At 70.9% G+C, this 11,941-nt stretch carries 13 protein-coding genes; 4 read left to right on the forward strand and 9 right to left on the reverse strand.

Translation table 11 applies throughout. From position 1 onward, the window contains the following. Both KBA23_RS13320 and KBA23_RS13325 read right to left on the reverse strand, forming a co-directional pair. The coding region (locus tag KBA23_RS13320) for a glycosyltransferase N-terminal domain-containing protein (RefSeq protein WP_290741719.1) at nucleotides 1-357 on the reverse strand (357 nt) is incomplete at its 3' end. Nucleotides 358-376: 19 nt separating this feature from the next. Beyond that, the gene (locus KBA23_RS13325) at nucleotides 377-619 is read right to left on the reverse strand and encodes a DUF4170 domain-containing protein (protein WP_290741721.1); all 243 of its coding nucleotides are present in this window, start codon (nucleotides 617-619) and stop codon (nucleotides 377-379) included. Between the two features lie 247 nt (nucleotides 620-866). On the opposite strand from KBA23_RS13325, the gene KBA23_RS13330 reads away from it, so the two are divergent. Continuing rightward, complete coding sequence (locus tag KBA23_RS13330; protein ID WP_290741723.1) at nucleotides 867-1,526, forward strand: peroxiredoxin; 660 nt, start codon at nucleotides 867-869, stop codon at nucleotides 1,524-1,526. 85 nt (nucleotides 1,527-1,611) lie between these two features. Here KBA23_RS13330 and KBA23_RS13335 read toward each other — a convergent pair whose 3' ends face one another. Next, nucleotides 1,612-2,373, reverse strand: a complete 762-nt coding sequence (locus KBA23_RS13335) for an SDR family oxidoreductase (protein WP_290741725.1) — start codon at nucleotides 2,371-2,373, stop codon at nucleotides 1,612-1,614. 216 nt (nucleotides 2,374-2,589) lie between these two features. Between KBA23_RS13335 and KBA23_RS13340 the strand changes: the two genes are divergently transcribed. Then, on the forward strand, nucleotides 2,590-3,909 hold the full coding sequence (locus tag KBA23_RS13340; protein WP_290741737.1) for a metallopeptidase TldD-related protein: 1,320 nt from the start codon (nucleotides 2,590-2,592) through the stop codon (nucleotides 3,907-3,909). Continuing rightward, nucleotides 3,896-4,699, forward strand: coding sequence for a 3'(2'),5'-bisphosphate nucleotidase CysQ (locus KBA23_RS13345; protein WP_290741727.1), 804 nt, complete (start codon nucleotides 3,896-3,898; stop codon nucleotides 4,697-4,699). Before KBA23_RS13340 ends, KBA23_RS13345 begins: the two co-directional genes overlap by 14 nt. Before the next feature lie 74 nt (nucleotides 4,700-4,773). Here the strand turns inward: KBA23_RS13345 and KBA23_RS13350 are convergent, their stop codons facing one another. The 6 genes from KBA23_RS13350 to KBA23_RS13375 form a co-directional block, all read right to left on the reverse strand. Continuing rightward, the gene (locus KBA23_RS13350) at nucleotides 4,774-5,925 is read right to left on the reverse strand and encodes a Gfo/Idh/MocA family oxidoreductase (protein WP_290741729.1); all 1,152 of its coding nucleotides are present in this window, start codon (nucleotides 5,923-5,925) and stop codon (nucleotides 4,774-4,776) included. Nucleotides 5,926-5,932: 7 nt separating this feature from the next. Beyond that, on the reverse strand, nucleotides 5,933-6,688 hold the full coding sequence (locus tag KBA23_RS13355; protein ID WP_290741731.1) for a sugar phosphate isomerase/epimerase: 756 nt from the start codon (nucleotides 6,686-6,688) through the stop codon (nucleotides 5,933-5,935). Between the two features lie 68 nt (nucleotides 6,689-6,756). After that, the gene (locus KBA23_RS13360) at nucleotides 6,757-7,848 is read right to left on the reverse strand and encodes an ABC transporter ATP-binding protein (RefSeq protein WP_290741739.1); all 1,092 of its coding nucleotides are present in this window, start codon (nucleotides 7,846-7,848) and stop codon (nucleotides 6,757-6,759) included. 10 nt (nucleotides 7,849-7,858) lie between these two features. Next, nucleotides 7,859-8,755: a carbohydrate ABC transporter permease gene (locus KBA23_RS13365; RefSeq protein ID WP_290741741.1), complete on the reverse strand. Its 897-nt coding sequence runs from the start codon at nucleotides 8,753-8,755 to the stop codon at nucleotides 7,859-7,861. Nucleotides 8,756-8,795: 40 nt separating this feature from the next. Next, nucleotides 8,796-9,686 carry a carbohydrate ABC transporter permease gene (locus KBA23_RS13370; protein WP_290741733.1) on the reverse strand — a complete coding sequence of 297 codons (891 nt, stop codon included), beginning with the start codon at nucleotides 9,684-9,686 and terminating at the stop codon, nucleotides 8,796-8,798. A 77-nt stretch (nucleotides 9,687-9,763) separates the two neighbouring features. After that, nucleotides 9,764-10,999: an ABC transporter substrate-binding protein gene (locus tag KBA23_RS13375; protein WP_290741735.1), complete on the reverse strand. Its 1,236-nt coding sequence runs from the start codon at nucleotides 10,997-10,999 to the stop codon at nucleotides 9,764-9,766. A gap of 297 nt (nucleotides 11,000-11,296) precedes the next feature. On the opposite strand from KBA23_RS13375, the gene KBA23_RS13380 reads away from it, so the two are divergent. Then, the coding region (locus KBA23_RS13380; protein WP_290741736.1) for a LacI family DNA-binding transcriptional regulator at nucleotides 11,297-11,941 on the forward strand (645 nt) is incomplete at its 3' end.

Consider the following 11,941-nt stretch of genomic DNA (forward strand, 5'->3'; position numbering starts at 1 on the left):
CACGAACTGGTGGATCACCCGGTCCGGCAGGCGGGCGGCGAGCAGGTCCGCCGAGGTCAGCGTGACCGTGGTCACGAGGCAGGCGAGGTCGGGACGCCCGACCTCGAGCCGGCGCAGGAGTTCCAGAAGCGACACCGCCTCGCCGACGCTCGCGGCGTGGAACCAGACGAGCCGGCCCTCCGGGCGGGGGACGCCGGCGATGCCCATGCGCTCGCCGATCCGGTTCGGATCCTCCTTGCCGGCGCGGGCGCGCCGGCGCAGCAGGCGCCGCCCGAGCCCGCCGGCGCGCCGCGACAGCGCCAGGTAGCACCCGAGCAGGAACGACCGGGGCGGGGCCGGAAGAGGCGGCGGGGACATGGCGCGCCGCGCCGGGCGCTCAGCCGAGCTCCGCGGTCGGGCCGGCCTCGCTTTCCTCATCGGTGAGGCGATGGATATGGGCGATGAAGTAGCGCATGTGCGCGTTGTCGACCGTCGCCTGGGCCTTGGCCTTCCAGGCTGCGAAGGCGGTCGCGTAGTTCGGGAAGACGCCGACCATGTCGATGGCCGCGGGGTCGCGGAATTCGGAGCGCTGCGGGTCCACGAGTTCTCCGCCAAAGACGAAATGCAGCCGCTGTACCATCGTGGCGCTCCGGTTCGAGGGTTCCTGTTCGCCCGCGAACCTAGCGACTGGGCGGGGTCAGTCAATGCCGCGCCGCGCGTGCTTTCGGCGCCGGGACTTGGCGACGGATTTCCTGTCTTATCAGAATATTGCGCGACGAGACGATCGCGGCGACAGTCATGCTGCCCCTGTCGACCCCGCCGGAGGAGGGTGATATAGCTCGCGACCAGCGCCCGAACGGGCGACGAAACGTCAGGAAGGAGCCGTCATGAGCCTGCGCATCAACGACATCGCGCCGGACTTCGAGGCCGATACGACCGAGGGTCGCATCCGCTTTCACGACTGGATCGGGGACGGATGGGCGATCCTCTTCAGTCACCCGCGCGCCTTCACGCCCGTCTGCACCACCGAGCTCGGGGCGATGCAGGGCATAGCGGGCGAGTTCGCCAGGCGGGACGTGAAGATCCTCGGGATCTCCGTCGATCCGGTCGAGAACAACGAGAAGTGGAAGGACGACATCGAGACCGTCACCGGCAACCGGGTGAACTATCCGCTGATCGGCGACCGTGACCTCAAGGTGGCCAAGCTCTACGACATGTTGCCGGCCGAGGCGGGCGAGTCGTGGGAGGGCCGCACCCCGGCCGACAACGCAACGGTGCGCACGGTCTACATCATCGGGCCGGACAAGCGGATCAAGCTGGCGCTGACCTATCCGATGACGACGGGGCGCAACTTCGACGAGATCATCCGCGCGCTCGACTCGATCCAGCTGAACGCCCGGCACCAGGTGGCGACGCCGGCGAACTGGAAGCAGGGCGAGGACGTGATCGTCACCGCCGCCGTCACGGACGAGGACGCCGAGAAGCGCTTCGGCGGCTTCACGCGGGTCCTGCCCTACCTGCGCACCACCGCCCACCCCAAGGGCTGACCGGGGCGCGCCCGAACTGCCCGGCCGCGAAGGCCGAGCCGACCATGGTGCTCAACTTGAAACGGCGCCGGCCGCCGGAGAGGGGTCAGTCGAGCCCGACGCGGGTCCGGATGGCGGGGTCGCGCAGCGAGACCTCCTCGCCGGCGAGGTCGGCGGCGGCTTCGGTGCAGAGCCAGGCGATCGCGCGCGCCGGGGCGCTCGCCGGGGCATGGCTCGCGAAGTCCATCTGGCTCACCGGGTTGATCCCGCTCGCCCGGATGCGCCGCTGCATGTCGGTGGCCACCGTGCCGGGCGAGAGCGTCATGACCCGCACCCCGCGGCCCCGGTTCTCCAGGTGCGCGCAGCGCGTCAGCATGTGCACCGCCGCCTTGCCCGCGCAGTAGGCGCTCCAGCCCTCCAGCGGGTTGTGCGCCGCGCCGGAGCCGAGGTTGACGATCACCCCCGAGCCCTGCGCGCGCATCCCGGGCAGCGTCGCCCGCATCCCGTGGAAGACGCCCTTGACCCCGATGTCGATCGCGTCGCCCCAGGCCTCGGGATCGGCGCCCGCCAGCGGCGCGATCGGGTCGATCACCGCCGCGTTGTTCACAAGGATGTCGATCCGCCCGAAGCTCTCGCGCGCGAAGGCGACCGCGGCCTCGACCTGGCTCCAGCGCGCGACGTCGCAGGTCATCGCCTCGACCCGGCCGCCGTCGCGGCGCAACCGCCCGGCCAGTTCGGTGATGTCCGCCGAGCGGCGCGCGAGCAGCAGCACCGCCGCGCCCTCCGCCGCCATCGCCTCGGCCGCCGCGGCGCCGATGCCGCGCCCCGCGCCGGTGACGATCGCCGTCTTGCCGTCCAGGATGCCCATCTTCCCGCCCTCTCCGGCTGGCCTCGCGCTCGTCGATCAAAGGCGACCGGGCGCGGGAACGCAAGGGGCGGCGGTTGTGTCGCGCCCGCCGAGGGCCTACCTAGGCGGCGACGCCGCGCGCCCCGGAGGCCCCTTCCCATGACCGCCCGCACCGCCCCCGCCCGTCCGCAGAGCGCCGACGCGCCCGCGCATGACCTCGCGGGCCTCACCGATCGCATGCTCGACGCCGCCCGCCGCGCCGGGGCCGAGGCGGCCGACGCGATGGCGGTCGCCGGCGAGAGCCTGTCGATCGAGGTGCGCGGCGGCGCGCTCGAGGAGGCCCAGCGCGCCGAGGGCGTCGACATCGGCCTGCGCGTGCTGATCGGCCGCCGGCAGGCCTTCGTCTCCGCCTCCGACGTGCGCCCCGAGACCATCGCCGCGATGGCCGAGCGCGCCGTCGCCATGGCCCGCGAGGCGCCGGAGGATCCCTGGTGCGGCCTCGCCGAACCCGGCCAGCTGGCGCGTGACTGGGACATCGCCGCGCTCGACCTCGTCGACCCGGCGCCGCCGCCCGGCCCCGCCGCGCTGGAGGCGGTCGCGCGCCGGGCCGAGGCCGCCGCGCTCGCCGTCCCGGGCGTGACCAGAATGGACGCCGCCGGCGCCGGCTGGAGTTCGGTCTCGGGCCATTTCGCCGCGACCAACGGCTTCTCCGGCGGCATGGCTTCCACCGGGCACTCCGTTCAGGCGGTGGCGATCTCGGGCGAGGGCCTCGCCATGGAGCGCGACCACGCCCATGACTGGCGCGCCCACGGGGCCGACCTCGAAAGCCCCGAGACCATCGGCCAGCGCGCAGGCGAGCGCGCCGTCGCGCGCCACGGCGCCTCCAAGCCGCCGACGGGCGCCTTCCCGGTGGTCTTCGACGAGCGCGTCGCCTCCTCGCTGATCGGCCACCTCGTCGGCGCGATCAACGGCGTCGCCATCGCTCGCGGCGCGAGCTGGCTCAAGGACGCGATGGGCGAGCGGGTGCTGCCGGCGGGCTTCGACCTCGTGGAAGACCCGTTCCGGCCCCGGATCGGCGGCTCGCGTCCGTTCGACGCCGAGGGCCTGCCGACCGCACGGCGCCGGATCGTCGCCGACGGCGTGCTGACGAGCTGGACGCTCGACCTCGCCACCGGCCGCCAGCTCGGGCTCGCCTCGACCGCCAACGCCTCGCGCGACCCCGGCGGCCCGCCCATGCCCACGGCCGGGAACCTCGAGCTGACCAATGGCGCGCCGCCGCGCAGTCGCGACGCGCTCCTCGCCGAGATGGGGACCGGCCTGCTCGTCACCGGGCTGATCGGATCGTCGATCAACCCGACGACCGGCGACTACTCGCGGGGCGCGAGCGGGTTCTGGGTCGAGAACGGCGAGATCGTCCGCCCGGTCAACGAATGCACCATCGCGGGATCGCTGCGACCGATGCTCGCCTCGATCATCGCGGCCGACGACGCGCGCGCGCATCTCGGCCGCGTGGTCCCGAGCCTGCTCGTCGACGGGCTCGTGATTGCCGGCGCCTGACGCGGCGCCCGTCGCGGGGGACGACGACGTCTCCCTGCTGCTCGAGGCGGCGCGCGCCGCCGGCGAGATCGCGCTGCGCCACTTCCGCGCCGGGCCGAAGGCTGTGGAGAAGCCGGGCGGGCTCGGCCCGGTGACGGAGGCCGATCTCGAGGTCGACCGGATGCTGCGCGAGACGCTGCGCGCCGCCCGCCCGGACTACGGCTGGCTGTCGGAGGAGAGCGTGGACGGCCCCGAGCGGCTGGCGGCCGGCCGCGTCTTCATCGTCGACCCGATCGACGGCACGCGCGCCTTCGCCTCCGGCCAGCGGGCCTGGGCGCACTCGCTCGCCGTCGCCGAGCGCGGACGGATCGTCGCTGGCGTCGTGCACCTGCCGCTGCTCGAACGCAGCTACCGCGCCGCCGCCGGGAGCGGCGCCTGGATGAACGACGCGCCGATCACGGCGAGCCCGCGAACGGATCTCGACGACGCCCGCGTCCTCGCCACCGCCGCCCAGCTCGACCCGCGCCACTGGCGCGGCGGCGCGGCCCCCCGGCTGGAGCGCCACATGCGCCCCTCGCTCGCCTACCGGCTCTGCCTCGCCGCCGAGGGCCGCTTCGACGCCATGCTGACCTTCCGTGACTGCTGGGAATGGGACGTCGCCGCCGGCGACCTGATCGCCCGCGAGGCCGGCGCGACCGTCACCACCCGCGCCGGCGCCGCTGCCGTCTACAACAACCCGAGGCCGCTCGTCGCCGGCATGATCGTCGCCGGCCCCGCCCTCCACGCCGCCCTGCTCGCCCGCATCACCTGACGAAAGGGACAGGGGCCGGTTGCGCCGGACCGCCTGCGCCGCCGCGGCGACGGATCACTCGCTCGCAGCGGTCCTCACGCCGGCGCCGTCGCGAGCAGCGCCCGCGCCGCGTCGGGGTCGAGCGGCTCGGGGCGGGTGCAGGTGGTGCGCATCTCGACGAAGCGGCCTTCCGCGCCGGCGCGCAGGATGCCGGTCATCACGTCGATCCCGTGCAGCGCGCGCTCCAGCGAGCAGCGCGCCTCGCGGCCCTCGATGATCGCCATCGCCATGTCGGCGAGCCCCGCGGTGCGGTAGTTGGCGAAGCCGCCGTCCGGGCGCGGGTCGTTCGGCACGCCGAACGGGTGATCCCACTGGGCCACTTCCTCGGTCCGGCCCGAGCGCCCGCGCGTGAGCTCCACCGTGCCGCCGAACCAGTTCGGATCGGGCACGAACAGCGCCCCGTCCGTGCCGTAGAGCTCGATGTTGCGGTGGCGCGTCGCCGCGACGTCCCAGCTCGCCGCCAGCGTCACCTGCGCGCCGGAGACGAAGTCGAGCAGCGCGTGGATCGTCGTCGGCGTCTCGACCGGGATCATCTCGCCCTTGCGGGGGCCCTCGGTCAGGATCGTCCGCGTCGGGGTCGCAGCGGAGGTCAGCGCCGCCACGCGGCGCACCGGGCCGATGAGGTTGAAGAGATCGGCGAGGTAGTAGGGCCCGAGATCGAGGATCGGCCCCGCGCCCGGCAGGAAGAAGAAGTCCGGGTTCGGATGCCAGTGCTCCATCCCGAAGGACATCACGAAGGCCGTGCCCGAGGTCGGCGTGCCGATGGCGCCGTCGTCGACGAGCTTGCGCGCGAACTGGTGCGCGCCGCCGAGGAAGGTGTCGGGGGCGGAGCCGACGCGCAGGCCCCCGGCGTCGGAGATGCGCTCGAGCTCCAGCCCCTCGTCGACGCTCAGCACGAAGGGCTTCTCGGAATAGACGTGCTTGCCCGCGTCGAGCGCCGCCTTCGACACCTCGAAGTGCGCGGCCGGGATGGTCAGGTTGATGACGACGTCCACGGCCGGGTTGGCGAGCAGCGCCTCGACCGACTGCGCCTCGACGCCGAATTCCGACGCGCGCGCCTGCGCGGCCGCGGGGTTCATGTCGGCGCAGGCGCGCATGGAGAGTCCCCGGAACAGGGGCGCGAGCCTGAAATAGGCCGCGGAGATGTTGCCGCAACCGATGATGCCGATGCCGAGTTCTCGGGTCATGTCGTCCTCACAGCGCCCTGGCGGCGGCGATCGAGCGTTCGGCGAAACGCTTCGCGTCCGAAGGGTTGTCGTGCTCCATCACGAAGTTCCTCGCCGGCGTCTTCCTCAGCGCCGACATCAGGCCCTTCCAGTCCATAGTGCCCTGGCCGACGTCGGCCCAGCCGTCCTCGCCGGCGTTGGCGCCGGCCGGCGCGATGTCCTTCACGTGCACCGCGGTGATCTTCGGGCCGAAGGTCTCGATGTAGTGGAACGGGTCGGCGCCGCCCTTGATCACCCAGGCGATGTCCGCCTCCCATTCGAGATCCGGCCCGCCCTCGAAGATCGCCTCCTGCGGGATGGCGCCGTCGGTGGTCCTCTGGAATTCGAAGTCGTGGTTGTGCCAGCCGAAGCCGAGTCCCTCGGCCCTGAGCGGGGCGCCGGCGCGGGCCAGCCGCCGGCCGAATTCCTCGTAGCCCGTGCCGCTGTCGGGGCGCTCGTCGGGCAGGAGATAGGGGCAGTAGACCGTCTCGATCCCGAGGGCGCGGGCGATCCCGATCACCTTCCCCGGCGCGTCCTCGATCATCTGGAGCGAGAAGTGGCCCGTGGGCATCCCGAGCCCGGAGGTGGCGAGATTCCTCTTCAATTCCTCCACTTTGGCGTCGTCGGCATAGAGCGCGCCATAGCCCTCGACGCCCTTGTAGCCAGCGCTGGCGACCATCGAGAGCACGTCCGCGAGCGGCGGGAAGTTCCGGGCGCTGTAGAGCTGGAAGGAGAAGTCGGTCATCGGGATTTCCTCAGGCTTGAATTGGGCTGGAACGGGGCTTGCCATCGGGCGTGCCGCCGGGTCGGCGTTCAGAGGCGCTGCTCGCTCGCCGGGTCGAAGAGGGAGGCCCTGGAGATGTCGAACTCGAGCCCGACCGCGTCGCCGTGGCGCAGGCCGTGGTCGGCGCCGGCGCGCGCCGACAGCGGCTGGCCGGCGAACGTCAGCCAGATCAGGCTGTCCGACCCCATCGGCTCGTCGAGATCGACCCTCGCGGCATGGGCGCCCGCGCCCGCCGGCCGCACCGTCACGTGCTCCGGCCGCACCCCGAGGATCGCCTCGCCGCCCGGCGCCGGGATCTCGCCGACATAGCCCGCGAGCGGAACCGTCGCGTCGCCGGCGCGGAACGTCGCGATGTCGCCGCCGGCCTCGATCCGACCCTTCAGGAAGGTCATTGCCGGCGAGCCGATGAAGCCCGCCACGAACAGGTTCGCGGGCCTGTTGTAGATGGTCTTGGGGTCGGCGAGCTGCTGGATCACCCCGCCGCGCATCACCGCGATGCGGTCGGCGAGGGTCAGCGCCTCGATCTGGTCGTGGGTGACGTAGACCATGGTGTTCTCGAGGCTCTGGTGCAGCCGCTTGATCTCGACCCGAAGCTCCGAGCGCAGCTTGGCGTCGAGGTTCGACAGGGGCTCGTCGAACAGGAAAACGTCGACGTCGCGCACCAGCGCCCGGCCGATGGCGACGCGCTGGCGCTGGCCGCCGGAGAGCGCGGCGGGCTTGCGGTCGAGCAGCGGCTCGATCTGGAGGATCTTCGCGGCGCGGGCGATGCGGGTCTCGATCTCGGCCCGGGGAAGCCGCGCGTTCTTCAGCCCGAAGCTCAGGTTTCCGCGCACGCTCATCTGCGGATAGAGCGCATAGGACTGGAACACCATGCCGATGCCGCGGTCCTTCGGCTCGTCCCAGGTGACGTTCCTGCCCTTGATGAAGACCTGCCCGTCGGTGATGTCGAGAAGCCCGGCGATGCAGTTCAGCAGCGTCGACTTGCCGCAGCCCGAGGGGCCGAGCAGCACGACGAACTCGCCCTCGGCGATGTCGAGGTTCAGCCGGTCGAGCACGGTCAGGCCGCCATAGGCGAGGCGCAGGTCCCTGACCGAGACGCTGGTCGGCATGGTGGCGGTCATGTTCATGCGCTCAGCCCTTCACCGCGCCCGCGGCGATGCCGCGCACGAACAGCTTGCCGGAGACGAAGTAGATGGCGAGCGGCGCCAGCCCGGTCAGGATCGTCGCCGCCATGTTGATGTTGTATTCCTTCACGCCCTGCGTGGAATTGACGATGTTGTTGAGCTGGACGGTCATCGGATAGGTGTCGGGCTTGGTGTAGACGACGCCGAAGAGGAAGTCGTTCCATATGCCGGTGACCTGAAGGATGATGGCGACTACGAAGATCGGCAGCGCCATCGGCAGCATGATCTTGAAGTAGATCGCCCAGAACCCGGCCCCATCCACCCGCGCCGCCCTGAAGATCTCCTCGGGAACGGAGGTGAAGTAGTTGCGGAACAGCAGCGTCAGGATCGGCATCCCGAAGATGGTGTGCACGATCACGAGGCCCCAGAGCGTGCCGTAGAGGCCGATCTCGCGCAGCAGGATGACGATCGGGTAGAGCATCACCTGATACGGGATGAAGGCCCCGAAGATCAGGATCGCGAAGAAGGTCTCCGAACCCCTGAAGCGCCAGTTGGCGAGCGCGTAGCCGTTCACCGAGGCGATGGCGATCGAGAGGATCACGGAAGGAACCGTGATCCGCACCGAATTCCAGAAGCCGCGGCTGAGCCCGTCGCAGTTGAGGCCGGTGCAGGCGGTGGCCCAGGCCTTCACCCAGGGCTCGAAGGTGATCTCCACCGGCGGCGCGAAGATGTTGCCGAGTCGGATCTCGGGCATCCCCTTCAGCGAGGTGACGACCATCACGTAGAGCGGCAGCAGATAATAGACCGCGACGAGGATCAGCGTCCCGTAGAGGAAGACATTGCGGCGCGAGAAGGCCCGCCGCGGCCGCGCCCCGCGCGGGCCGGCATCGGCGCGGCTCTCGATGGCGGCGTCGGCGAGGACCGCCCCGGCGATGGCGGAGGGACTAGACACGGCGCCTGCCTCCGAACTCGAGGTAGGCCCAGGGGATCAGGATGACGGCGACGGAGAGCAGCATCATCGTCGAGGCGGCGAAGCCCTGCCCGAGGTTCTGGGCGAGGAACATCATGTCGTAGACGTACTTCGCCGGCACCTCCGAGGCGATGCCCGGGCCGCCGCCCGTTTGCGCCACCACGAGATCGTAGAGCTTGACGATGCCGGCGGCGATGATGACGAGCGTGGTGATGAAGACGGGCCGCATCATCGGGATCACGACGAAGAGATAGGTCTTCCAGGTCGGTATGCCGTCGATGCGCGCCGCCTTCCAGATGTCCTCGTCGATCCCGCGCAGGCCCGCGAGCATCAGGCACATCACGAGCCCCGTGCCCTGCCACAGCCCCGCGATCAGGACGCCGTAGATGACGATGTCGGCGTCGTAGAGCGGATCGAAGACGAAGCCCTCGAAGCCGAGCCTGCGGATCACGCTCTGCACCCCGAAATCGGGGTTGAGAAGCCACTGCCAGACCAGCCCGGTCACGATGAACGACAGCGCGAACGGATAGAGGAAGATCGTGCGGAACGTGTCCTCGAAGCGGATCTTCTGGTCGAGGAGCGTCGCGAGCAGGAAGCCGATCGCCAGGCTGAAGATCAGGCTCAGGACGCCGTAGATCGCCAGGTTCTCGATCGAGACCAGCCAGCGGTCGTTGCTCCACAGGCGCTCGTACTGGTCGAGCCCGACGAAGTTCAGCCGCGGCAGGAGCTTCGAGTTGGTGAAGGAATGCACGATCGTCCAGATCGTGCCGCCGAGGAAGACGACGACGGCGGTCAGGATCATCGGGACCGAGGCGAGCTTGGCGCTGAGGTTGCGCAGGAGCTGGCTCGGACGTTCGGACGGCATGCGGCGCCCCCTCCCCCGGTGGGCCGTTGCTGGGCGGCCGCCGGAGCGGATCCGGCGGCCGGTCGGATCGGGAACCGCTAGTCGGCGCTGGCGATGATCTCGGCGAAGCGCGCCTGGGCGTCCGCCGCGGTCATGTCCGGGTCCGCGAAGAACTGGGTGAACAGCTCGTTCGTCTGCGTCGTGGTGTCGGGAGTGATCATCGAGTCGGTCGACTTGATGGTGTTCCCCGCCGCGAGGATCGCAAGGCCCTTCTTCATGCAGTCGTTGGCGGCGTCGAGATCGACGTCCTTGCGGATCGGCAGCGAGCCCTTCTTCAGGTTGAAGGCGACCTGCGTCTCGGCGTTGAACATCACCGAGGCCAGCGTCTCCTGCGCCTTCGCCTTCTCCTCGTCGTCGAGCAGCGGGAAATAGAAGGCGTCGCCGTCGGCCGAGATGATCGCGTTGTCGCCGAGGCCCGGCAGGCAGGTATAGTCGACGCCCGCGACCTCGCCGGCGACCTGGAACTCGCCCTGCGCCCAGTCGCCCATGATCTGGGCGCCGGCCTGGTCGGTGATCACGAGATTGGTCGCCTCGTTCCAGCTCTTGACGTTGCCGCCCTGCGACATCTCGCGGGCCTGGACGAGCGCCTCGAATATCTTCGCGACCTCGGGACCGGCCGCGACCTCCGCATCCTTGTCGTCATAGACTTTGAGCGTGAGCTCCTTGCCGCCGAGCGCGTTCATCAGCACGTTGAAGACGCCGCTCTGCTGCCAGGGCTCGCCGCCGACCGCGAGCGGGATCTTGCCGGCCTCGCGCAGCTTCGGCGCGGCGGCGACCAGCTCCTCCCAGCTCGCCGGCACCGCGACGCCCGCCTCCTCGAACGCCTTGTTCGAGAGCCACATCCACTGCCACGAATGGATGTTGACCGGCACGCAGTAGATCCTGCCGTCGAGCGTGCAGCTTTCGAGCAGCGCCGGCGCGGCGACCACGTCGGCCCATCCTTCCGCCGCGGCGAGCTCGGTCAGGTCGCGCATCAGGCCCGCCTCGACCAGCTCCTCGGCCTGCCGCCCGTGATTGAACTGGGTCGCCGCCATCGGGTCGCCGCCGGTGATGCGGCTGATCATGATCGGGCGCGCGGTCGAGCCCGAGCCTGCGATCGCGGCGTCGACCCACTCGTTGCCGGTGGCGTCGAACGCCTCGGCGAACTCGGCGACCGCCGCCGCCTCGCCCCCCGATGTCCACCAGTGCGTCACCTCGAGGCCGGTCGCGAAGGCCGCGCCGGCCCAGAGGGCCGCGGAGCCCGCCAGCGCGGCGGTCAAGCTGCCAATCCTCATCAGAGCCTCCCTGCATCGTTATAGGCCGCAGGTATCACACGGGCTCGCACGGCAGGCAACGGAAAGTTTCCTCGCTCCCCGTCCGCTGGCGGTTCCTCCTCGGATCCGCGCAATCGCGGCGCTCGCAACGGATTCTTTACTTCTCTGACCCAGGCGACGTCATCAGACAGGTGCGATGCGGCGCGCGCGATCCCGCTTGCCGGACGCGGCCCGCTCCTGTAACGTTACCGTCGCCATGACGCAAACCTCGCCGGCCCGCCCGTCGCGAAACGCGCACTCCGGCCGCGCGGGGCGGCGATGAGCCGGCCGGAGGATGACCACCCCGCGCCCGCCGGGCGCGACGGCCGTCCGACGCTGAAGACGATCGCCTACATGACCGGTCTCGGGGTAACGACGGTGTCGCGCGCGCTGAACGACGCGCCCGACATCGGCCAGGCCACCAAGGAGCGCGTGCGGCTGGTGGCGCGGCAGATCGGCTACCGCCCGAACCGCGCCGGCGTGCGCCTGCGAACCGGCAAGACCAACGTCATCAGCCTGATCCTCCCGACCGAGACCGAGGCGCTCGGCCTCACCTCGCACATTGTCCACGGCATCTGCGAGCGGCTCGCCGCCTCGCCCTACCACCTGATCGTCACGCCCTATTCGCGCGCCAGCGACCCGCTCGATCCGGTGCGCTACATCGTCGAGACCGGGTCGGCCGACGGGGTGATCTTCTCGCGCATCGAGCCGCAGGACCGGCGCGCGCGCTACCTGCACGAGGCGGGCTTTCCCTTCGCCACCCACGGGCGCACCGAGATGGAGTTCGCGCACCCGTTCTACGACTTCGACAACGCCGCCTACGCCGAGATCGCGGTCGACCGCCTCGCCGCGCGCGGCCGCCGCACGCTGGCGCTCCTGCCGCCGCCCGGCAGCCTCACCTACGCGAGGCACATGGCCGCCGGC

Source organism: Amaricoccus sp., from assembly GCF_017995835.1.
GTDB lineage: Bacteria > Pseudomonadota > Alphaproteobacteria > Rhodobacterales > Rhodobacteraceae > Amaricoccus.